At 65.7% G+C, this 22831-nt stretch carries 21 protein-coding genes and 1 pseudogene; 12 read left to right on the top strand and 10 right to left on the bottom strand.

What is annotated here, in order from left to right:
• The first annotated feature begins 34 nt into the window (after window positions 1–34).
• Both E7V67_027945 and ybaL read left to right on the top strand, forming a co-directional pair.
• The gene (locus tag E7V67_027945; protein ID WUR13469.1) at window positions 35–1156 is read left to right on the top strand and encodes a beta-ketoacyl-ACP synthase III; all 1122 of its coding nucleotides are present in this window, start codon (window positions 35–37) and stop codon (window positions 1154–1156) included.
• Window positions 1157–1256: 100 nt separating this feature from the next.
• Window positions 1257–2966, top strand: a complete 1710-nt coding sequence (ybaL, locus tag E7V67_027940) for a YbaL family putative K(+) efflux transporter (protein WUR13468.1) — start codon at window positions 1257–1259, stop codon at window positions 2964–2966.
• Between the two features lie 176 nt (window positions 2967–3142).
• Here ybaL and E7V67_027935 read toward each other — a convergent pair whose 3' ends face one another.
• Window positions 3143–5170, bottom strand: coding sequence for an NADPH-dependent 2,4-dienoyl-CoA reductase (locus E7V67_027935; GenBank protein WUR13467.1), 2028 nt, complete (start codon window positions 5168–5170; stop codon window positions 3143–3145).
• Between the two features lie 87 nt (window positions 5171–5257).
• On the opposite strand from E7V67_027935, the gene E7V67_027930 reads away from it, so the two are divergent.
• On the top strand, window positions 5258–5896 hold the full coding sequence (locus E7V67_027930) for an SRPBCC family protein (GenBank protein WUR13466.1): 639 nt from the start codon (window positions 5258–5260) through the stop codon (window positions 5894–5896).
• On the opposite strand, the gene E7V67_027925 is transcribed toward E7V67_027930, so the two are convergent.
• From E7V67_027925 to E7V67_027890, 8 genes and pseudogenes are all read right to left on the bottom strand, one after another.
• Complete coding sequence (locus E7V67_027925; protein WUR13465.1) at window positions 5897–6349, bottom strand: hypothetical protein; 453 nt, start codon at window positions 6347–6349, stop codon at window positions 5897–5899. It abuts the gene before it with no gap.
• 11 nt (window positions 6350–6360) lie between these two features.
• Complete coding sequence (locus tag E7V67_027920) at window positions 6361–6813, bottom strand: DUF2721 domain-containing protein (protein ID WUR13464.1); 453 nt, start codon at window positions 6811–6813, stop codon at window positions 6361–6363.
• Window positions 6814–6895: 82 nt separating this feature from the next.
• Entirely contained in the window at window positions 6896–7852 is a 957-nt protein-coding gene (gene pip, locus E7V67_027915; protein ID WUR13463.1) for a prolyl aminopeptidase, read from the bottom strand.
• Between the two features lie 52 nt (window positions 7853–7904).
• Window positions 7905–9110 (bottom strand): amino acid deaminase, encoded by a 1206-nt coding sequence (locus tag E7V67_027910; GenBank protein WUR16361.1) that lies wholly within the window; start codon window positions 9108–9110, stop codon window positions 7905–7907.
• 164 nt (window positions 9111–9274) lie between these two features.
• Window positions 9275–10016 (bottom strand): annotated as a pseudogene (gene phbB / locus E7V67_027905) (acetoacetyl-CoA reductase).
• Window positions 10017–10116: 100 nt separating this feature from the next.
• Window positions 10117–11295 (bottom strand): acetyl-CoA C-acetyltransferase, encoded by a 1179-nt coding sequence (locus E7V67_027900; protein ID WUR13462.1) that lies wholly within the window; start codon window positions 11293–11295, stop codon window positions 10117–10119.
• Window positions 11296–11354: 59 nt separating this feature from the next.
• Window positions 11355–11711, bottom strand: a complete 357-nt coding sequence (locus E7V67_027895; protein WUR13461.1) for a phasin family protein — start codon at window positions 11709–11711, stop codon at window positions 11355–11357.
• A gap of 88 nt (window positions 11712–11799) precedes the next feature.
• On the bottom strand, window positions 11800–12708 hold the full coding sequence (locus tag E7V67_027890) for a LysR substrate-binding domain-containing protein (GenBank protein WUR13460.1): 909 nt from the start codon (window positions 12706–12708) through the stop codon (window positions 11800–11802).
• A 126-nt stretch (window positions 12709–12834) separates the two neighbouring features.
• On the opposite strand from E7V67_027890, the gene metE reads away from it, so the two are divergent.
• The 4 genes from metE (at window position 12835) to minE (ending at window position 17126) form a co-directional block, all read left to right on the top strand.
• Window positions 12835–15141 carry a 5-methyltetrahydropteroyltriglutamate--homocysteine S-methyltransferase gene (gene metE / locus E7V67_027885; GenBank protein WUR13459.1) on the top strand — a complete coding sequence of 769 codons (2307 nt, stop codon included), beginning with the start codon at window positions 12835–12837 and terminating at the stop codon, window positions 15139–15141.
• A 93-nt stretch (window positions 15142–15234) separates the two neighbouring features.
• Window positions 15235–16011: a septum site-determining protein MinC gene (gene minC / locus E7V67_027880; protein ID WUR16360.1), complete on the top strand. Its 777-nt coding sequence runs from the start codon at window positions 15235–15237 to the stop codon at window positions 16009–16011.
• A gap of 47 nt (window positions 16012–16058) precedes the next feature.
• Complete coding sequence (gene minD, locus E7V67_027875) at window positions 16059–16874, top strand: septum site-determining protein MinD (GenBank protein ID WUR13458.1); 816 nt, start codon at window positions 16059–16061, stop codon at window positions 16872–16874.
• The gene (minE, locus tag E7V67_027870) at window positions 16875–17126 is read left to right on the top strand and encodes a cell division topological specificity factor MinE (protein WUR13457.1); all 252 of its coding nucleotides are present in this window, start codon (window positions 16875–16877) and stop codon (window positions 17124–17126) included.
• 144 nt (window positions 17127–17270) lie between these two features.
• On the opposite strand, the gene E7V67_027865 is transcribed toward minE, so the two are convergent.
• Window positions 17271–17687, bottom strand: coding sequence for a hypothetical protein (locus tag E7V67_027865; GenBank protein WUR13456.1), 417 nt, complete (start codon window positions 17685–17687; stop codon window positions 17271–17273).
• 281 nt (window positions 17688–17968) lie between these two features.
• On the opposite strand from E7V67_027865, the gene E7V67_027860 reads away from it, so the two are divergent.
• From E7V67_027860 to prmC, 5 genes are all read left to right on the top strand, one after another.
• On the top strand, window positions 17969–18658 hold the full coding sequence (locus E7V67_027860; GenBank protein WUR13455.1) for a response regulator transcription factor: 690 nt from the start codon (window positions 17969–17971) through the stop codon (window positions 18656–18658).
• A gap of 114 nt (window positions 18659–18772) precedes the next feature.
• Complete coding sequence (hemA, locus tag E7V67_027855; protein WUR13454.1) at window positions 18773–20047, top strand: glutamyl-tRNA reductase; 1275 nt, start codon at window positions 18773–18775, stop codon at window positions 20045–20047.
• A 66-nt stretch (window positions 20048–20113) separates the two neighbouring features.
• Window positions 20114–21190 carry a peptide chain release factor 1 gene (gene prfA / locus E7V67_027850; GenBank protein WUR13453.1) on the top strand — a complete coding sequence of 359 codons (1077 nt, stop codon included), beginning with the start codon at window positions 20114–20116 and terminating at the stop codon, window positions 21188–21190.
• Window positions 21191–21460: 270 nt separating this feature from the next.
• Complete coding sequence (locus E7V67_027845) at window positions 21461–21928, top strand: disulfide bond formation protein B (GenBank protein WUR13452.1); 468 nt, start codon at window positions 21461–21463, stop codon at window positions 21926–21928.
• Window positions 21925–22758, top strand: coding sequence for a peptide chain release factor N(5)-glutamine methyltransferase (gene prmC / locus E7V67_027840; GenBank protein WUR13451.1), 834 nt, complete (start codon window positions 21925–21927; stop codon window positions 22756–22758). The genes E7V67_027845 and prmC overlap by 4 nt, the downstream gene beginning before the upstream one ends.
• The last annotated feature ends 73 nt before the right edge of the window (window positions 22759–22831 follow it).

Here is a 22831-nt window from a genome sequence, read left to right as displayed (position 1 = left end):
TTTTCAGCTTATTAACGAATACGAAAGCTTAACAATGAAACAAGCCGTCATCAGCGGAACCGGTCTGTACACTCCTCCCTATTCGATCTCGAACGAAGAACTGGTCGACAGCTTCAATGCCTATGTCGAGCTGTTCAACGCGGAGAACGCGGCGGCCATCGCGGCCGGCACCGTGACGGCGCTGGAGCCGTCCAGCGCGGCGTTCATCGAGAAGGCGTCCGGCATCAAGTCGCGCTACGTGATGAACAAGGAAGGCGTGCTGGATCCGAAGCGGATGGCGCCGCACTACCCCGAGCGCGACAACGAGGAACTGTCGCTGCAGGCGGAGATGTGCGTGGCGGCGGCGCAGCAGGCGCTGGACCGCGCCGGCCGCACGGCGGCCGACATCGACATGGTGCTGGTGGCCTGCTCGAACATGCAGCGCGCCTACCCGGCCATGGCCGTCGAGGTGCAGCAGGCGCTGGGCATCGAGGGCTTCGGTTTCGACATGAACGTGGCCTGCTCGTCCGCCACGTTCGGCATCCAGACGGCGGCCACCGCCGTGCAGACGGGCCAGGCGCGCGCCGTGCTCGTGCTGAACCCGGAAATCACCAGCGGCCACCTGGACTACCGCGACCGCGACAGCCACTTCATCTTCGGCGACGCCTGCACGGCGATCGTCGTCGAGGCGGCCGACACGGCCGTGTCGAAGCACCAGTTCAAGATCCTCGACATGAAGCTGAAGACGTCGTTCTCGAACAATATCCGCAACAACTTCGGCTTCCTCAATCGCGGCGACGAAGCCGGCATCGGCCAGCCCGACAAGCTGTTCAAGCAGCAGGGCCGCAAGGTGTTCAAGGATGTGTGCCCGATGGCGGCCGAGACGATCAAGAACGCCATCGCCAACGCCGGCCTGGAACTGCCGCAGGTTGCCCGCTACTGGCTGCACCAGGCCAACCTGAACATGAACCAGCTGATCGTGCGCATGATCCTGGGGCGCGACGCGACGGCCGAGGAAGCGCCCGTCATCCTGGATACCTACGCCAACACGTCGTCGGCCGGCTCCATCATCGCCTTCCACAAGCACCAGGACGACCTGCCGCAGGGCGCCCATGGCGTCATCTGCTCGTTCGGCGCCGGTTACTCGATCGGCAGCATCGTCGTCGAGAAGCTGTAACCCGTCCAGGCCTGCGGGGCGGTTTTCCTTCTGCGTTTATACTCGGTGACGGGATGGCAACCGCCATGCCGCCACCGACGCCGGAAGGAACCCGCCCTGCATGCACCATGACGTCAGCCTGATCACCACCATTGCCGCGGCCCTCGGCTGCGGTCTCGTCCTCGGCTTCATCGCCAACCGCCTCAAGCTGCCGGCACTGGTCGGCTACCTGGCCGCGGGTATTCTGCTCGGCCCCACCACCCCCGGATTCATCGCGGATGCCCACCTGGCGGGGCAGTTGGCCGAGATCGGCGTGATGCTGATGATGTTCGGCGTCGGCCTACACTTCTCGCTGGACGATTTATGGGAGGTGCGCAAAGTCGCGCTGCCCGGGGCGATCCTGCAGATCGGCGCGGCGACGGCGATGGGCATGGGATTGGCGCATTGGTGGGGCTGGAGTCTCGGCGGCGGCCTGGTGTTCGGGCTGGCGCTGTCCGTGGCCAGCACCGTCGTGCTGCTGCGCGCGCTGGAAGAACGGGGCGTGCTGGAATCGTTCAACGGCCGCATCGCCGTCGGCTGGCTGGTGGTCGAGGACCTCGTCACGGTGCTGGTGCTGGTGCTGCTGCCGGCCCTCGCGCCCTCGCTGGGCGGCGACGCCACCGGTGCCGATCCGGAAGCGAGCCTGCTCAAAACCCTGGCCGTCACCCTGGGCCAGGTGGCGCTCTTCGTCGGTTTCATGCTGGTGGTCGGGCGCAAGCTGTTCCCATGGATCCTGTGGCAGGTGGCGCGCACCGGCTCGCGCGAGCTGTTCACGTTGTGCGTCATCGCGGCGGCGGTCGGCATCGCCTACGCTTCCACGGCGCTGTTCGGCATCTCCTTCGCACTGGGCGCGTTCTTCGCCGGCATGGTGCTGCGCGAGTCGGCACTGGCGCACCGCGCGGCGCAGGAATCGCTGCCGCTGCGCGACGCGTTTGCCGTGCTGTTTTTCGTCTCGGTCGGCATGCTGTTCGAGCCGGCCATCCTGGTCGAACAGCCGCTGCGCGTGCTGGCGGTGCTGGCCATCATCGTGCTCGGCAAATCGCTGGCCGCGTTCCTGCTGGTCGTGCTGCTGCGCTATCCGGCCCGCTCGGCGCTGCTGGTGTCGGCCAGCCTGGCGCAGATCGGCGAGTTCTCGTTCATCCTGGCCGCACTGGGCATTTCGCTCAAACTGATGCCGCAGGAAGGGCAAAGCCTGATCCTGGCGGGCGCGATCCTGTCGATCACGTTGAACCCGCTGATCTTTGCCGCCACCGGGCCGCTGGAACGCTGGCTGGGCAAGAACCGCATGCTGGCGGCCAAATTCGACCGCCCGGCCGACCCGCTGGCCGAGCTGCCGATGACGACGGCCGCGACCAAGCTGGCCGGCCAGGTCGTGCTGGTGGGCTACGGCCGCGTGGGCCGGCGCATCGCCGAAACGCTCAACAAGCACGGCATTCACTACGTGGTGGCGGAGCAGAACCGGGAGAAGGTCGACCAGCTGCGCCATGCCGGCGTGGCGGCCGTCGCCGGCAACGCGGGCGAACCGGCGGTGCTGATCCAGGCCCACATCGCCAAGGCGCGCATGCTGGTGATCGCCACGCCGGATACGTTCCACGTGCGCAGCATGGTGGAAGTCGCCCGCACCCTGAACCCGGACATCCGCATCGTCGTGCGCACGCACAGCGACGAGGAAGCCGAACTGCTGCGCCAGGACCGGATCGGCAAGGTCTACGTGGGCGAGGAGGAACTGGCCAACGGCATGACGGGCTACGTGCTGGCAACGTTCCAGGAACCGCACAGCGGCGGCCACTGAGCCCACCACTACAGCCCAGTTCGTGTCCCACCGCGGGGTCAGTCACCAAAACGGGACACAGCCTCTGCTGTAAGCATCCTGTGACGGCTCAGCCCGTGTCTCACAATGGTGACTGACACCGAGGTGGGAGTGACTGACACCGAGGTGGGACACGGGCTCGGCTGTTGGGGCGGGTTTTACAGGCTGGCGGCCAGTTCCGCGCCTTCGCGGATCGCGCGCTTTGCGTCCAGTTCGGCTGCCAGCGCGGCGCCGCCGATCTTGTGGTAGCGCGGGCCGCCGTTGGCCGCTTCGCCTTCCTTTGGCATCAGCTCGGTCTGGCTGTCCTGGCCGGCGCAGATAACCACGTTGTCCACCGCCAGCAGGCGCTCCTCGCCGCCCACCTCGATGTGCAGGCCCTGGTCGTCGATCTTCTTGTACGTGACACCCGCCATCATGACAACGCCATTTCTCGCCAGCACGGCGCGGTGCACCCAGCCGGACGTCTTGCCCAGGCCGGCACCTGGCTTCGTGGTCTTGCGCTGCAGCAGGTACAGCTGGCGCACCGGCGCCGGCGTGGCCGGCGGCACCAGCCCGCCGCCCGTGCTGGCGTGCAGGTCGACGCCCCACTCGGCCGTCCAGGTCTCCAGTGGCAGCGGCAACGGGTGACGGGTGTCGTGCAGCAGGTATTCGCCCATGTCGAAGCCGATGCCGCCGGCACCGACGATGGCGACCCGGGCGCCGACGGGCTTCTTGTGCTGCAGCACGTCCAGGTAGCTCAGCACCTTCGGATGGCCGATGCCGTCGATGGCCGGCATGCGCACCTTGATGCCGGTGGCGACGATGACGTCGTCGTAGCCGGCCAGGTCGGCACGCGTCACGCGGCGGCCCAGTTGCACATTCACGCCCGTCAGCTGCAGCTTGCGGCCGAAATAGCGGATGGTTTCCGCGAACTCCTCCTTGCCCGGCACCTGCATGGCCACCTTGAACTGGCCGCCGATGCTGTCGGCCGCGTCGAACAAGGTGACGTCGTGGCCGCGTTCGGCCGCGACGGTGGCCGCCGACAAGCCCGCCGGCCCCGCGCCCACCACGGCCACCTTGCGCCGCGCGGTCGTCTTGCGATACACCAGCTCCGTCTCGCGGCAGGCGCGCGGATTGACGAGGCAGGAGGCGCGCTGGTTCGAGAACGTGTGGTCGAGGCAGGCCTGGTTGCAGGCGATGCAGGTGTTGATCTCGTCGACGCGGCCTTGCGCCGCCTTGTTGACGAACTCCGGGTCGGCCAGGAACGGCCGCGCCATCGACACCATGTCCGCGTCGCCGCGCGCGATGATGTTCTCTGCCTCGGCCGGCATATTGATGCGGTTCGACGCGACCACGGGAATGCCGACTTCGCGCCGCAGCCGGCCCGCCACCTGGGCGAACGCCGCGCGCGGCACCGAAGTGACGATGGTCGGCACGCGTGCCTCGTGCCAGCCGATGCCGGTGTTCAGGATCGTCACCCCGGCCTGCTCCAGCGCGCGCGCGACGGTCACGACTTCCTCCCACGTGTTGCCGCCCTCGACCAGGTCCAGCAGCGAATGGCGGTACATGATAATGAAATCGTTGCCGACGGCCGCGCGCACGCGCCGCACGATCTCGACGGGCAGGCGCATGCGGTTCTCGATGGCGCCGCCCCAGCGGTCCGTGCGCAGGTTGGTACGGGCGCACAGGAACTGGTTCAGCAGGTAGCCTTCGCTGCCCATCACCTCGATGCCGTCGTAGCCGGCCTTCCTTGCCAGGCGTGCCGTGCGCACATAGGCGCGCATCGTCGCTTCGATGCCGGATTCCGTCAGCGCCTTCGGCTTGAACGGCGAGATCGGCGACTTCTTGCTCGACGCCGACACGACGAACGGCTGGTAGCCATAGCGCCCCGCATGCAGGATCTGCAGCAGGATCTTGCCGCCCTCCTCGTGCACGGCGCGCGTGACCTTGCGGTGATTGAACACGTCGCCGGCGAAATTGAGCGTGCCGCCGAACGGCAGCAACCAGCCTTGCCGGTTGGGCGAGATACCGCCCGTCACGATCAGGCCCACGCCGCCGCGCGCCCGCTCGCGATAAAACGCGGCCAGCTTGCCGTAGTTGTAGAAGCGATCCTCTAATCCGGTGTGCATGGAACCCATGACGACACGGTTGCGCAAGGTGGTAAAGCCGAGGTCGAGCGGGGCCAGCAGGTGGGAAAACTTGGACATGAAGGGTGGTTTTGATGTTTGTGCGCTGCCTAACGGTGGCCGCGTGCCGCGCTTGTATTCTGCCACCAGTTACCTTACGCTGGAAGAATGAAACGATTCCTGTTGTTACTTCTCCTCGGTTGCACGGCACCTGCGCTGACGCTCGCGCAGACGCCTCGCACCGACGTGCCGAAGCTGCAGGTCTCGGTCAAGCGCATCACGCAGGACGCCTTGCACATGTACGAGGTGGACGCCAACGGCACCGTGCAGGCGCCCTTGCCCACCGTCTGGCGCATCCTGACGGGCTACGACCGCATGGAGGAATTCGTGCCCGACCTGGTGTCGTGCCGGGTGCTGTCGCGTAACGGCAATGAGGTGATCATCGAGCAGTTCGGCACGGCGCGCTTCCTGTTCATGTCGCGCTCCATCCACCTGATCGTACGCGCGACGGAGCAGCCGATGTCCTCGATCGACATCGACCTGATCTCGGGCGACATGAAGCACTACGAATCGCGCTGGGAGCTGGTGCCGGTGCCCGAAACGGGCGGCACGCGCGTCATCTACACGGGGCGCATGATGCCCAACTTCTACGTGCCCGGCATCCTGGGCACCAACATCATCCGCGGCGACATCGAACGCATGATGGGCGCCGTGCTGGCCCGTCTCGACAAGGGCGGCACCAGCAAGGTGCCGGGACCGGCCACGGAGCTGGCGCGCAGCCATGTGGCCGGCGCCACCGCGCCCTGATTACGAGGGATACCAGTCCGACCCGCGCAGCTCGGCAAACTGTTCCAGGCTGCCGATCCGGATCACGACCGGATTCATGCTGGCCTGGCTGTGCATCGGCCGCCAGGCGAACTTCCATTCCTGTTCGGCCGCATCCTGCGCGCCCATCGTGAACGCGGCGCCCAGGGCTGCGCGGGTACCGTATTCGACGGCGCCATCGATGCCGGCCCAGTTCGGCAGCGTGCGCTGCACGGCGCGGTGGATGCGCTCGCCGAATTCTTCCGTGTTGTGGATCACCAGGCAGCAGTCGGCGCCGAAATGGTCGAACATGTCGTGGCTCCAGGCGCGCGAGAACGACAAGGTGAGAAAGCCGTTTTCAGGCCGCAGCACGAACTGGCCCTGGCTCAGGGCCAGTTCCAGTTCGCTGCGCGGGCCGTAGCGGTGCAAGGTTGGGGGACGTTGATAGTCGTGCATGAAAGAAGCGCTTACTCGTTGGTTTTCGGGGCCCGGCGCACGTGGCGCTGGGACCGCATGGCGGCGGAGGCGATGAAGATCTCGCGCAGCAGGAAGCCGAAGCTGGAAATCAGGCTGAACACGGCGGCCACGAACAGGCCCGCGATGTATTTCTCCAGCGTGAAATTGGTCGTATCGCCGATGAACAGCAGGGCGATGACGAGACAGACGAACAAGCCGCACGCGGTGGACAAGGTGATGGCGTAGTTAATCAGGTGCGAACGGCGGTACAGCACGTCCAGCTCGTTCAGGTAGCTGTCGTTGTAGGCGATGTCGAGCCGGTCCTCCAGCACGCGCGAACGGTCGATGATGCGGGCCAGCCGGTTGATCAGCACCTGCAGGTTGGTGCAGACGCCGGTCAGCAGGAAAACGGGCGCAATGGCCAGTTGAATGATGTGGCCGATATCGCCCAGCTGAATGTTCATCACTTTGTTGTGCGCGTGTATTGAGTGTTCCCGGTTCAACAGTGTAGCAGGCCGCGCACGGGGCCCGCCAAACGGCCCTGCGTCAGCCGAAACGGCCCTGGCGGCGGAACTGCTCCGTCGCCGCCACCAGCTCGCGGCTGATGCCTGTTTCCATGGCCGCGTGGCCCGCGTCCGGCACCATCACCACCTTCGAGCCGGGCCAGCGCTTGTGCAGGCGCCAGGCCGAGAACGGCGGGCAAATCACGTCGTAGCGGCCTTGCACGATCACGGCCGGCAGGTGGGCGATGCGGTCGACGTCGCGCAGCAGCTGGTCGTCCTCGAAGAAGCCGAGGTTGGCCATGTAGTGCGCTTCCAGCCGGCCCAGGCCCAGGTCGACGGTGTCGCAGGCCGGTTCTTCCGGTTGCGGCATCAGGAACACGCGGCGCCCCTCGAAGCGGCTCCAGGCGCGCACGGCCGGCCAGTACACCTCCGGGTCCGGGTCCATGATGCGCTTGTAGTAGGCCTGCAGCAGGTCGCCCCGTTCCTCGTAGGGCACGGCCTGCGCGAACTCCTCGTGGATCTCGGGGTGGAACCACTGGGCGCCGTCCATGAACCAATCGATCTCCAGCGCCGTGCACAGGAAGATGCCGCGCAGGACGAAGCCCAGGCAGCGCTCCGGATGCGCCTGGCCGTAGGCCAGCGCCAGCGTCGAGCCCCACGAGCCGCCGAACACCAGCCACTGCTCGATGCCGAACATGGCGCGCAGGCGTTCGATGTCCTCGATCAGCAATTGGGTCGTGTTATTGCGGGTCTCGCCCAGCGGCTGCGACTTGCCTGCGCCGCGCTGGTCGAACAGGATCACGCGGTAGTGGCGCGGGTCGAAGAAGCGCCGGTGCTGCGGCGAGATGCCCGCGCCCGGGCCACCGTGCAGGAACAGCACGGGGATGCCCTGCGGGTTGCCGACTTCCTCCCAGTAGATCGTGTGCAGCTCGTCCACCGCCAGGGTGCCGCTCTGCAGCGGGGTCACGGGTGGGAACAGGTAGGAGGACGGATCGGACATGGCGCGCTCGCAGAAATTCGGAGCACCGATTGTAACGGTTTTGTCGTGCCAGTCAGAAGAAGGTGTTGACGGCGCCGGTGACGCGATAGTCGTCCTCCACCAGCAGCAGCAAGGACCACTTGTCGAACGTGGTGCACGGGTGCGAGATGCCGCAGCCGACCAGGTCGCCCACGCGCAGCTTGTCCACCTCGTTTTCCGGCAGACGCAGGTAGGCATGCTGGTCGTTCATCTTCTCGATGCGCCAGCCGTCGTCCAGTGCCACCGGCCCTGCCTCCCCGATGCGATGGCGCAGCAGTGCGCGCGGCAGGCCCAGGTCATGCGAGGCGTCGCGCTTGCCCATGCCCAGGATCGCCAAGGTGGGCTCGGGCCGCGACAGCACGCTGCTCCACACTTCCAGCGCCGGCACCAGGCCGGGAGCGCCGCCGGCGCGCTCGTCCAGCTCGCGCGTCAGTTCGAAATAATGACCGTGATCGTTGGTCAGATAGCAGCCGCTGCGTACGATCGGCAGCACCGGGCGCGACGTGCCCGTCACGCCGGCAAAACACTGCGCCACCCGGTCGAAATACGCCGAGCCGCCGGCCGACAGCAGGATCTGCGCTCCCGCGAACAGGGCTTCGGCGTCGCACTGGCGTACCAGCGCCACCATCGCTTGCAGGAACGCGTCGACCCGTTCCAGGTCGGCCGCGCGGTCGGTCGTCACCAGCAAGCCCTCATAACCCTCGATGCCGGCCAGTTGCAGGCCGGGCGCCGCCGCGATCGCGCGCGCCACCGCCATCGCTTCGTCGCTGCTGCGACAGCCGGCGCGCTTGCCCTGCAAGCCCAGTTCCACCAGCAGCGGCAAGGGCCGGCGCAAGCCGCTGGCGGCCACCGCGTCCGCCAGGCGCCGCACGCCTTCCAGCGAATCGGCCAGCACGAACAGTTCAAACGCGGGATCGTCGCGCAGCAGGTGCAGCAGCACGCGGATGTCGCTGGCTGCCACCAGCTCATTGGCCAGCAACACGCGGCGCACGCCGAAGCGCGCCGCCACCTGCACCTGGCTGGCCGTGGCCAGCGTGATACCCCAGGCGCCATTGGCCAGCTGGGCATCGAACAGCTGCGGGCTCATCGTCGTCTTGCCGTGCGGCGCCAGCAGCGCGCCATGGCGTTCGCAGAACGCGCGCATCCAGTCCAGGTTGTGCCGCAGGCTGGAGGTCTTCAGCAGCGCGACGGGAAATCCCGTGTCGCCCGCCAGCACGTTCCAGCGCTGCACGCCGATCATGTGCTGGCGCAGCGGCGCGGTCAGCGCCAGGCCTTTTACGCCGGGCGGCAGCAGTTGTTCGTCGAGCTGGGACAGCGCCAGGCCGCCAGTGGGTAAGGTCGTCATCTCGGTCCTAAAACAAAAACACCGCCTCGCGGCGGTGTGTTGGCTATTAAAACGCCGGGTTACGACATGTGCTGGCCGCCGTTGATGGCGATGTTGGCGCCGGTGACGAAGGCCGCTTCGTCCGAGGCCAGGTAGGCGACCAGGCCGGCCACTTCGTCTGGTTTTACCCAGGCGGCCCATCGGGATTTGCGGGATGATCTTGGTGTCCAGCACTTCCTGCGGGATTTCCGTGACCATCTTGGTGCCGATATAGCCCGGCGAGATGGTGTTGACGGTCACGCCCTTGCGTGCCACTTCCAGCGCCAGCGCCTTCGTGAAGCCGTGCACGCCCGCTTTCGCGGCCGAGTAGTTGGTCTGGCCGAACGCGCCCTTCTGGCCGTTGACGGACGAGATGTTGATGATGCGGCCCCAGCCGCGCTCGACCATGCCGTCGGTGACCGGTTTCGTCATGTTGAACACGGAGTCCAGGTTGGTGCGCATGACGGCGTCCCAATTGACCTTGTCCATCTTCTTGAATGTCATGTCGCGGGTGATGCCCGCGTTGTTGACCAGCACGTCCACCGGGCCGATGTCCCGTTCGATCGCCGCCACGCAGGTCTGCGCCGAATCGTAATCGGACACGTCGCATGGATAGGCGGAGAACTGGTAGCCGGCTTCCTTCATCTGGTCCAGCCAGGCCTGGTATTTCGTGTTGGAAGGGGAATACGTGGTGACCACCTTGTAGCCCAGTGCCAATAGCTTGATGCCGATCGCTTCGCCAAGACCACCCATGCCGCCTGTTACCAATGCAACTCGTGCCATATGTCTTCCCCTCTTAGTTTGCGTTCTCACGACGGCCGCCCCGCCTTGGAGCGGCCGCTACTGCTAAATGAAGCTATCAGCGCAGTGCCAGCCGCGTGCTTCAGTCGCGCTCGACCGCCAGCGCCACGCCCATGCCGCCGCCGATGCACAGCGAGGCCAGGCCTTTCTTCGCATCGCGCCGCACCATCTCGTGCAGCAGCGTGACCAGGATGCGGCAGCCGGAGGCACCGATCGGGTGACCGATCGCGATGGCGCCGCCATTGACGTTGATCTTGCTGGTATCCCAGCCCATTTCGCGGTTGACGGCGCAGGCCTGCGCGGCAAATGCCTCGTTGATTTCCATCAGGTCCAGCTGGTCCGGCGTCCAGCCGGCTTTTTTCAGCGCCAGGCGGCTGGCCGACACGGGGCCCATGCCCATGAACGCCGGGTCCAGGCCGGACGACGCGTACGACTTGATGCGTGCCATGGGCTTCAGGCCCAGCTCGCGCGCCTGCGTGGCCGACATCATGACGACAGCGGCCGCGCCATCGTTGATGCCCGACGCGTTACCGGCGGTGACGGAGCCTTCCTTGTCGAATGCCGGGCGCAGGCCGGACAGGCCTTCCAGCGTGGCGCCGGCCTTGATGTACTCGTCCGTATCGAACGTGAAGGAGCCCTTCTTCTGCGGCACTTCCAGCGGCAGGATCTCGTCCTTGAACTTGCCTTCCTTCTGCGCCGTTTCCGCCTTCAGCTGTGACTGCAGCGCGAACTCGTCCTGCTGGCTGCGCGAGATGTCATACTTCTTGGCAACGTTTTCAGCGGTGACCCCCATCAGGTACTGGTTGTAGACGTCGAACAGGCCGTCCACCACCATCGTGTCCACCAGTTTCGCGTCGCCCATGCGGAAGCCGTCGCGCGAATTGGGCAGCACGTGCGGGGAGGCGCTCATGTTTTCCTGGCCGCCTGCGATGATGATGCCGGCGTCGCCGCACTTGATGGCCTGGGCCGCCAGGTGGGTGGCCTTCAGGCCGCTGCCGCACACCTTGTTGATCGTGAAGCCGGGGATGCTGTCCGGCAGGCCCGCCTTGATCAGCGCCTGGCGCCCCGGGTTCTGACCCGCGCCGGCCGTCAGCACCTGGCCCATGATCACTTCGCTGATCAGGTTCGGGTCGATGCCGGTCTGGGCCATCAGGCCCTTGATGACGTGGGCACCCAGCTCCGCTGCCGGGATCTTCGCAAGGCTGCCGCCGAACTTGCCGACCGCGGTGCGGGCTGCGGCAACGATAACTACATCATCCATTTCATTCTCCAGTGCGCTGACCGGTTATGTCAGCAGGGTTGTCGAAGCGCTACTACGCTTCATTCTATCGAAGTGCGGGACAACGTTCCAGCGAAGTCCTTGCCCAATTCGCCCAGCATCGTGTTGAGGTCGCTGGCCACGCCCGCCATGCCGCGCCCGTAGGCATGGGCACGGTTGAGCGCCTGATGCGACTGGACAGCGGCCAGGCCGATCAAATCTTGCGGATCGCGCACGAACAGCAGCTGGTTTGACGCGGCCGTGGCAGCCGCCAGCTGGTCGCGCGCCAGGTTGACGTTGACGTCGAACAGGCTGGCCCCGCTGTCGAACGCCGTGCGGGCCAGTGCATTGCCATGGGCCAGCTGGCTTTCCAGCATGGTGCGGGTAACGTAGAACAGTTCGGCAGGCAGCGTGAACATGGCAATCCTTTCGGGCGGCTGATATGGCGCAAGGATCTTCATCGTAAATGCCTGCTGAGCACGAGCATTTGATATTGATCAAACTTTGTCAGGACAGCAATTTGATCCCGTCCAGCGTGGCCGCGCATTGCTCGCGGATGACCTTGACGAAGTCGGCGACATACGCCTTCTGCCGCAACGCGGCCGGCACGGACACGTACAGGTCGCTCCACAAACCGTGCTCGCCCAATGGCCGGGCGATGACGTAGTCGTAGTCGACGTAGTTCTTGATGGCCCAGTTCGGCAACGCGGCCAAGCCGCGCCGGCTGGCCACCAGCTGCAGGATCGCCACCGTCAGCTCGGCCGTGCGGCGCTGGAACGCGACGCCGGCCGGGCGCAGCATCTCGCGGATCAGGTCGATGCGCTGTTCCGGCACCGGATAGGTGATCAAGGTCTCGCCTTCGAAATCGGCGGCGTGCAGGCGCCGGTGGGTCGCGAGCCGGTGCTTTTGCGCCATCACCGTCAGGATCTCGAAGCGGAACAGGGGGAAGGTGGCGTAATCGGCGCTGTAGTCCGAGCCGATGACGAGGTCGGCCGCACCGGTGCGCAGCAGCTCGGCCGGCTCGCTGTGGAAGCCCGACACCAGGTCGATCTCCACCTCCGGCCAGCGCGCCCGGAACTCGTCCATGACAGGCATCAGCCAGTCGAAGCACGTGTGGCACTCCAGCGCCACGCGCAACTGGCCCTGGTCGCCCTGCATCAGGCGGGCGACGTCGCGCTCGGCCTGCTCGATTTCGGGCAGCATCATGTCCGCCAGGCGCAGCAGGCGCGCGCCGATGGCGGTAAAGCCGATCGGCACGGTCTTGCGCTCGAACAGCGGGCCGCCATAGCGGTCTTCCAGCAGCTTGACCTGGTGCGACAGCGCGGACTGCGTCAGGTTCAACAATTCGGCGGCGCGCACCAGGCTGCCGGCGGAACGCAGCGCGGCAAGCGTGCGCAAATGACGGATCTCCAACATGACCTTTCCGAAGTTCAGCCGACGGCTGGATGAATAATTTTCATGGGAACGCGCAAAATCTTTCGTTTGGCTTATCCAAATGATTGTCGCACACTCTACTGCACCAATATTTAAATGGCATGACAAATGAAACAAATTGCTCTCCACGTCCCCGGCTTTCCCCGCATCGGCGCCGCGCGCGAACTGAAATTCGCGCTGGAAGCGTATTGGCGCGACGAACTGTCCGCGACCCAGCTGGAGCGAACAGCCGCCGACCTGCGGGCGCGCCACTGGGCGGCCCAGCGTGAGGCGGGCCTGGACTACGTGACCGTCGGCGACTTCGCGCTGTACGACCACGTGGCCAACCACATCCAGCTGCTGGGCTGCGAGCCGGCCCGCTTTGCCTTCGGCGCCGCCGAAACGCCGCTGCAGCGCTACTGCATCATGGCGCGTGGCCGCAGCGGGCGCGACGAATGCACCTGCGGCAGCGCCCACGCGGCCAGCCCGGCCCTGGCGATGATGAAGTGGTTCGACACCAACTACCACTACCTCGTGCCGGAATTCGATGCCGACACGTGCTTTACCCTGTCCAGCGAGCGGCTGTTCGACGAGGTGGCCGAGGCGCAGACGCTCGGTCATGCCGTCAAGGTGTCATTGCTGGGCCCGCTGACCTTCCTGTGGCTGGGCAAGGGGCTGGACGACCGCCTGGCGCTGCTGGACCGGCTGCTGCCGGTGTATGGCGAAATCCTGGCACGGCTGAAGCAGATGGGCGTGGCCTGGGTCCAACTGGACGAGCCCATCCTTGGCCTGGACCTGCCGGCGCCGTGGCGCGGCGCCTTCGAAAACGCGTATTGGCAGCTGAACCAGGCTGGCGCGCCATTGCTGCTGGCCACGTATTTTTCCCCGCTGGAGGAAAACCTGAGCCTGGCATGCCGGCTGCCGGTTACCGGCCTGCATGTCGATGGGGTACGTGCGGCGCATGAGCTCGTCAACGTGGCGGACTGGCTGCCGGCCCATAAAGTGCTGTCGGTCGGCATCGTCGACGGCCGCAATATCTGGCGCACCGATCTGGATCTCGCGCTGGCCCGGCTGGCGCCCGTGCTGGACAAGCGGCACGGCGACCTCTGGCTGTCGACCTCCTGCTCACTGCTGCACGTGCCGTACGGCCTGGCCGGCGAAACGCAACTCGATAGCGAGCTGAAAAGCTGGCTGGCGTTTGCCGAGGAAAAGCTGGGCGAGCTGGCCCTGCTGCGCGCCGCCATCGTCACCCCCCACGCCGCGGGCGTGCAGGCGGCGTTGGCGCAAGCGCGCGCAACGGTCGCCAGCCGTCGTGCCAGCCCGCGCGTGCACAACGCCGCGGTGGCCGAGCGCGTGGCGACGCTGCCCGCCAACGCGGACCAGCGCCCCGTCCCGTTCGCCGAACGGCGCGCGCTGCAACAGCAGCGCCTGAACCTGCCGGCGTTTCCCACCACGACGATCGGTTCGTTCCCCCAAACCGACACGATCCGGACGGCGCGTGCCGCCTTCCGCCGGGGCGAGCTGGACGCCGCCGCTTACGAGACGGCCATGCGCGCCGAGATCGCCCACGCGATCGGCCAGCAGGAAATGCTGGGCCTGGACGTGCTGGTGCATGGCGAAGCCGAGCGCAACGACATGGTCGAGTACTTCGGCGAGCAGCTGGAAGGCTTTGGGTTCACGCTGCACGGCTGGGTCCAGTCGTACGGCTCGCGCTGCGTCAAGCCGCCCATCATCTGGGGCGACGTGCACCGGCCGGCGCCGATGACGGTCGCGTGGTCGGTCTATGCGCAAGGGCTGACGGACCGTCCCGTGAAGGGCATGCTGACGGGGCCGGTCACGATCCTGCAGTGGTCGTTCGTGCGCGACGACCAGCCGCGCGATGTGACTGCCACGCAGATCGCGTTGGCCATGCGCGACGAGGTGGCCGACCTGGAACGGGCCGGCATCGCCGTCATCCAGATCGACGAGCCCGCCTTGCGCGAAGGCCTGCCGCTGCGCCGCGCGCGGCACGCGGCGTACCTGGACTGGGCCGTGCGGGCGTTCCGCCTCACGGCCGGCGCGGCGGGCCCGGCCACGCAGATCCACACCCATATGTGCTACGCGGAGTTCAACGACATCCTGCCGCAGATCGCCGCGCTCGATGCGGACGTGATCACGATCGAGACGAGCCGCTCGGCGATGGCGCTGCTGGACGGCTTCGGCAGCTTCCGCTACCCGAACGACATCGGCCCGGGAATCTACGACATCCATTCGCCGCGTGTGCCGGACAGCCGCGAGATCGCCGCGCTGCTGCGCCGCGCCCAGGCAGTTATTCCGTCACGGCAACTATGGGTCAATCCGGACTGCGGCTTGAAAACGCGCGGCTGGCAGGAGACGTCCGCGGCATTGCGCGCGATGGTGGCGGCGGCTCGCCAGCTGAGGCTGGAAGCCGCGTAAATACTGGGGAAACGGGCCGCGTTCGTCTCCCAAGATTTGGTTTTTGACAGTAAAATGCTCGGGCCCGGAAATGCCCGACCATTTACTATCGTCATGTCAAAAAGCCCGTTTCAAAAGCCCATCGAAATCAAGATTTCCACCGTCGTCGCCGTGTCAGCGATCCTGCATACGTCCGACGGCATCGCGCTCGATGCGGCGCTGAAGGGCATGACGGGTGGCGTGCCCGATTTCTTCGAAGGCGACCTCGCCGTCATCGATGTCGGCGACCTGGCGCCCGGCTGCGAGCGCATCGACTGGGCCAGCACCATCGCGCTGCTGAAGAAATACCGTCTGAATCCCGTCGCCGTGCGCAATGCGCGGCCGGACATGATCGAGGAAATCGCCGCGCACGGCCTGTCGTTGGACACGGGCAAGCGCGACGACACCCCGGCCGTCGCGCCCGTTCCCGCCGCACCGGCGCCGGAACCGGTCGCGCCGCCGCCCGCCCCCGCGCTGACACCCGGCGCGAATGGTGCGGACAAGGCCGCGACCTTGATCATCGACACGCCCGTGCGGGCCGGCCAGCGCATCTACGCGCGCGGTGGCGACCTGATCGTCATGGCCGTCGTCAACAACGGCGCCGAGATCATCGCCGACGGCAGTATCCATGTTTACAACACCCTCAACGGCCGCGCCCTGGCCGGCGCGTCGGGCGATGCGAATGCCCGCATCTTCGCTCTGGCGATGGCGCCGGAACTGGTGTCGATCGCGGGTGTTTACCGGACGTTCGAGGACGGATTCCCCGCCGAACAGGCCCGCCAGCCCGCACAAATCAGGCTCAACGGTGACAAACTGGATATACAATCCGTTAATTCGGCAACGCGCGCGTGATGCATTGACAACGTCCAACCAGCGCAGTTCACTCTAAAGGATTACTTGTGGCAAGAATTATTGTTGTAACGTCCGGCAAGGGCGGTGTCGGCAAAACGACGTCCAGCGCCAGCTTTTCCACCGGCCTCGCCATGCGCGGCCACAAGACGGTCGTCATCGACTTCGACGTGGGGCTGCGTAACCTGGACCTGATCATGGGCTGCGAGCGCCGCGTCGTGTATGACCTGATCAACGTGATCAACAAGGAAGCATCGCTGCACCAGGCCCTGATCAAGGACAAGCACTGCGACAACCTGTTCATCCTGCCCGCCTCGCAGACGCGCGACAAGGATGCGCTGTCCGAGGACGGCGTGGAGGCCGTGCTGGCCGAACTGATCAACATGGGCTTCGAGTTCATCATCTGCGATTCGCCGGCCGGCATCGAGCACGGCGCGCTGATGGCGCTGACGTTTGCCGACGAGGCGCTGATCGTGACGAACCCGGAAGTGTCGTCGGTACGCGATTCCGACCGCATCCTCGGCATCATCCAGGCCAAGTCGCGCCGCGCCCAGTCCGGCGGCGAGCCCGTCAAGGAACATCTGCTGATCACCCGCTACTCGCCCAAACGCGTCGAGGCGGGAGAAATGCTGAGCTACACGGACGTGCAGGAAATCCTGCGCATCCCCCTGATCGGCATCATTCCGGAATCGGAACAGGTGCTGCACGCTTCGAACCAGGGCAACCCGGCCATCCACTTCAAGGGGACGGACGTGGCCGAGGCCTATGAAGACGTGGTCGCCCGCTTCCTGGGCGAGCAAAAGCCGCTGCGGTTTACCGATTACGAGAAACCGGGTCTCCTCAAGCGTATCTTTGGAGCAAAGTAAATGGCCCTGCTATCCTTCCTGTTCCAGAGCAAGCCCAAAACGGCCACGGCCGCGAAAGAGCGTCTGCAAATCATCATCGCGCGCGAGCGCAACGGCCGCACGGGTCCGGACTTCCTGCCCGCGCTGCACAAGGAGCTGATCGAGGTCATCTCCAAGTACACCAAGGTCAACGCCGACGACATCAAGATCTCGCTGGACCGCCAGGGCAACCTGGAAGTGCTCGACGTCAACGTCGTCCTGCCGGACGCCTGAGCTCCCGACGCGCAGCCCAGTCCACGGCCGAGTCCGTGTCCCATCCCGTCAGTCACCGGAGTGGGCCACGGGCTCGGCCGTTTTCATTTCACCAGTGCCCAGCTCGTGTCAGTGTTGGTGCCTGACCCCGATGTTGACACGAGCTCAGCGTTTGGCGGCCAGCAGTTCCTGTGCCACCTTCGCGCACGCCTCGACGTGCTGGTAGCCGATCTGGCGGAACGCGAAAAAGCCGATCGCGGCCGCCGCCGCCTGGCCCGCCAGCGGCACGATTTTCGACGCCTGCTTGGCCACCAGCTTCTTGCCCGATTTCTGCACCACCTTCAGCAACAGATCGCGCGTGATCAGGCGCCCGACCAGCGAGCCGCCGACGCTGACAGCCGCCTGGTAAGCAATCAGCCGGTAGTGCGGCTGCAGCTTGTCCACCTGTTCGGCCGTAAGCCCGAATTCGCGGTTGACGTCCTCGATCAGCTGCGTAAACAGTTTCAAATCCGACAAAATATCGAGGCCCGGCAACGGCACGGCGGAGACCCCGGCCGACACGGCGGCCCGGCGTCGCACCATGCGGCGGCAGCGTTCCCTGACCTCGGCGACATCCTCCGGCGACCCCGGCAGAAGTTCCCATCCGCTGTCCACGTGACCCCCTCCCCGCTTAATTTCCAGCTGTAAAAGTTGATTGAAAGTGAAGCTTTTTGAGTGTACCGTGTATTAGGAAAGTGGGTCCGCACAGGTCCTGTTCATAATACTTTCTAGAAATAATTGGTTTGTTTAGTAACTATTTTTGTCAATCCCTGTTATATTCCTGTGACTAAGCCTTACCCACTCGCGTTAACTTGTCGATTAAGATGAAAATCGTCGTTTTAGATAATGACCGTAGCCAGTCCGACCTGATCTGCCAGGTCCTGACTTCGGCAGGCCATGTCTGCCATGGTTTCCAGACCGGTAAAGACCTGCTGAGCCAGCTCCGCAAGGAGGAATACGACATGCTGATCTTTGACTGGCAGGTAAGCGATATGGGTGGCGCGGAGCTGATGCGCAAGGCCCGCGAAAAGCTGAACGAAAAAGCGCCAGTGCTGTTCATGACCAGCAGTTCCGGCGAGGACGACATCGTGGCCGGCCTCGACGCCGGTGCGGACGACTACATGATCAAGCCGCTGCGCCGCAGCGAAATGGTGGCACGGGTGCAGGCACTGTTGCGGCGCGCCTTCCCCACGCAGAACGGCGCCGAACAGTTGCAGTTCGGCCAATATGTGTTTGAAACCCGGCCTGGACGCCTGCTGATGGACGGCAATGTGCTGGACGTGACGCACAAGGAGTTTTACCTGGCGCTGCTGTTTTTCCGCAATATCGGCCGCCCGCTGTCGCGTGCCTATATTCATGAGGCCGTATGGATCCGCGAGACCGACGTGCCGTCGCGCACGATGGACACCCACGTGTCCCGCGTACGCAACAAACTGCAGCTCAAGCCCGAGAACGGTTTCCGCCTGGTACCGGTCTACAGCTACGGCTACCGCCTGGAAAAGCTGGGCGGCTGACCCGATCTGGCGGGGGCTGGGACGATTTGTCCTAGCCTTTCCAGAGGGACAGAAAAAAGATCGGTCGGGCACATCACGGTATAATGTCCACCTACGTCCTTGATTTTTCAAGAAATGCAACTGCTTGCCGTCGGCCTCAACCACACCACAGCTCCGGTCGCCCTGCGCGAACGGCTGGCGTTCGCGCCGGATCAGCTGGCGACGGCGGTGGCGGCGGCGCGCAACTGGTTCCAGCGCCTGGACACGCGCGGCAGCGACGAGGCCGCGATTCTGTCCACCTGCAACCGCACGGAGCTGTATGCGGCCAGCGCGGCAGACAATCCACTCGACGCCGGTGCCCATTTCCTGGCCGATTTCCACAAGCTGAACTACAGCGAACTGCGTCCGCACCTGTACATGCTGCCGCAACACGAGGCCGTGCGCCACACGTTCCGCGTGGCATCCGGGCTGGACTCGATGGTGCTGGGCGAAACCCAGATCCTGGGCCAGATCAAGGACGCGATCCGCACCGCCGACGAGGCGGGCGGCCTGGGCACCTACCTGCACCAGCTGTTCCAGCGCAGTTTCTCGGTCGCCAAGGAAGTGCGCAGCACCACCGAGATCGGTGCGCACAGCGTGTCGATGGCGGCCGCGGCCGTGCGGCTGTCGCAGCGCATCTTCGACAAGATCAGCCAGCAGAACGTGCTGTTCATCGGCGCCGGCGAAATGATCGAGCTGTGCGCCACGCACTTCGCGGCGCAGACGCCGAAGTCGATCACGGTGGCCAACCGCACGCTCGAGCGCGGCGAAGCGCTGGCACACCGTTTCAACGGCAAGGCCATGCGCCTGGCCGACCTGCAGCACCAGCTGCACCAATATGACATCCTGATTTCGTCGACGGCGTCGTCCCTGCCGCTGATCGGCCTGGGCATGGTCGAGCGCGCCATCAAGGCGCGTCGCCACAAGCCCATGTTCATGGTCGACCTGGCCGTGCCGCGCGATATCGAGCCGGAAGTGGCGCGCCTGAACGACGTGTTCCTGTACACGGTGGACGACCTGGCCGATGTGGTGCAGACCGGCATCGAGAACCGCCAGGCCGCCGTCGCACAGGCCGAGGCCATCATCGAAACGCGCGTGCAGTCGTTCATGCACTGGGTCGACGACCGCGCCGTCGTGCCCGTCATCCAGGGCCTGCAGGAAAACGGCGAGGCGATCCGCCTGGCCGAGCTCGAGCGTGCCCGCAAGCTGCTGGCCAAGGGCGAGGACGTCGATGCCGTGCTGGAAGCACTGTCCAAAGGCCTGACGGCCAAGTTCATGCATGGCCCGCAGCAGGCCTTGCACCGCGCCCAGGGCGAAGACCGCGCCCAGCTGGCCGAACTGCTGCCCCAGCTGTTCCGCGGCCGCCGTTAGCGGCCCCGCCCCGCCCGTGTGCCGCCCCGCGCGGCTGTCGTTGTTCCCTCTTTCGATTTCGAGATTATGAAACCATCCATGTTGTCCAAGCTGGACCAGCTTGCCAATCGCCTCGTCGAACTGGACGAGTTGTTGATGTCCGAAGGCGCCACGGCGAATATGGACAACTACCGCAAGATGACGCGCGAGCACGCCGAACTGGGCCCGTTGGTGGCGCTGTATAAAAGCTACCAGCAGGCGCAAGGCGACATCGCCGAGGCCCAGCAGATGCTGGCCGATCCGGACATGAAGGAGTTCGCCCAGGAGGAAATCGAGACGGGCAAGACGCGCCTGGCCGAGCTGGAACTGGAGCTGCAGAAGATGCTGCTGCCGAAGGACGCCAACGACGAGCGCAACATCTTCCTGGAAATCCGCGCCGGCACGGGCGGCGACGAGTCGGCGCTGTTCGCCGGCGACCTGCTGCGCATGTACACCCGTTTTGCCGAGCGCAGCCGCTGGCAAGTCGAGATCGTCAGCGCATCCGAGAGCGACCTGGGCGGCTATCGCGAGGTGATCGCCCGCATCGTCGGCAATGGCGCGTATTCGAAACTGAAGTTCGAGTCGGGCGGGCACCGCGTGCAGCGCGTCCCGGCCACGGAAACGCAGGGCCGCATCCACACGTCCGCCTGCACGGTGGCGGTGATGCCGGAAGCGGATGAAGTCGAAGACGTGCACATCAACCCGGCCGACCTGCGCATCGACACGTTCCGCGCGTCTGGCGCCGGCGGCCAGCACATCAACAAGACCGATTCGGCCGTGCGCATCACACACCTGCCCAGCGGTATCGTCGTCGAATGCCAGGATGACCGCTCGCAGCACAAGAACAAGGCGTCGGCCATGAAGGTCCTGGCGGCGCGCATCAAGGACGTGCAGCTGCGCGAGCAGCAGTCGAAGGAAGCGGCCACCCGCAAGAGCCTGATCGGCAGCGGCGACCGCAGCGAGCGCATTCGCACTTACAACTTCCCACAAGGCCGGATGACCGACCACCGCATCAACCTCACCCTGTACAAGCTGGACATGATCATGGACGGCGACCTGACCGAGCTGACCACGGCGCTGGCCGCCGAGCACCAGGCCGAGCTGCTGGCCGCGCTGGGCGACTAAAGCCCAGCCCGTGTCCACCATGGGGTTACACCCCGACATCGACACGATCTCGGCCATTCGCTGCAGTTGAGTCCGTGTCTTTGTCGGGGTGTAACCCCACAGTAGACACAGCCTCGGCCATCGTCCTGTCGAGGTCGTGTCTCACTTTGGTGACTGACCCCGCGGTGGGACACGGGCTCGGCTGTTGGCGGCGTTAAGGGCCGGCTAAGGCCCGGGCGCCGCTTTGTGCGAGAATTGGCGCGGCCGATCCACTGATAATTTCTATAAACGATGAACTCGCGCACCATTCTCCTGACGACCGCCGCCATTTGCTTCCTGCTGATCGCCGTGGCGCTGTACCTGCAGCACGTGGTGGACCTGCTGCCCTGCCCGCTGTGCGTGATCCAGCGCTACCTGTTCCTGGCCATCGCCATCGGCTGCCTGATCGGTGCGTTCAGCCGCAAGCCGAAGGTCGGCGCCGGCATCGGCCTCGTGGCCGGCCTGGCGGGGCTCGGCTTCGTGGGCAAGCACCTGTACGTGCTGGCCCACCCGGGCTTCTCGTGCGGCATCGATCCGGTTGAAACCTTCCTGAACAAACTGCCGACGGCGACCTACCTGCCGTGGGTGTTCCAGGCCGACGGCCTGTGCGAGAACGCCACCGAGGGCTTCCTTGGCCTGTCGATCCCGCAGTGGTCGGCCATCTGGTTCGTCATCCTGACGGCCACGATGCTGTGGGTACTGGTGCGTCGCCAGCGATGAGCCAGCTGGTTTCGCCCGGCGCCACCGTCGCCTCGCTGCAGCGCCTGGGCGCGCTCGATCCCGTCGACAACCGCATCCTGCTGTGCCATGCGCTGGGGCTGTCGCGCACCGGGCTGATCACGCAGTCGGAACGAGCGTTGACAGCCGACGAGGCCGCGCGCCTGTCCGCCCTGCTGCAACGTCGGCTCGATGGCGAGCCGATCGCGTACATCGTCGGCAAACGCGAGTTTTACGGGCTCGACTTCGAAACGACCCCGGCCGTGCTGATCCCCCGCCCGGAAACCGAGTTGCTGGTGGAGCTGGCGCTGGAGCGCCTGCCGCCGCAGGGCCGCGTGCTGGACATGGGCACCGGCAGCGGCGCCATTGCCGTCGCGCTGGCGCACACCCGGCCCGACGCGCTCGTGACCGCGCTGGACGTCAGTCCCGACGCGCTGGCCGTGGCACAGCGCAATGCGGCCGCCAACGGCGTCACCGTCCGGTTCCTGCACAGCGACTGGTTCAGCGCGGCCGCTGGCGCCACGTTCGACCTGATCGTCTCCAATCCGCCCTACATCGCCAGCGGCGACCGCCACCTGGCCGAGGGAGACTTGCGCTTCGAGCCGGCCGGCGCGTTGACCGACCATGCCGACGGCCTGGCGGCGCTGCGTCGCATCGTGTCCGGCGCGCCTGGCCATCTCACGCCAGGTGGCTGGCTGCTGATGGAGCATGGCTACGACCAGTCCGTCGCCGTACAGGCGCTGCTGACGACGCAAGGTTATGGCGAAGTACAGAGCTGGCATGACCTGGCCGGCATCGCCCGCGTGACCGGCGGACGCGTCATATCGGCCTGAGTTAGCCACCGCCCCGACCCGCCCGGCGGGCCTTTGCTAGAATCCCAACCATGCCTGCCGGACCCTTGTGCCT

It is taken from the genome of [Empedobacter] haloabium, from assembly GCA_008011715.2.
Lineage (GTDB): Bacteria > Pseudomonadota > Gammaproteobacteria > Burkholderiales > Burkholderiaceae_D > Rugamonas > Rugamonas haloabia.
The sequence above is the reverse complement of the archived record's forward strand: the minus strand, read 5'-3'. Positions and strand labels throughout refer to the sequence as shown.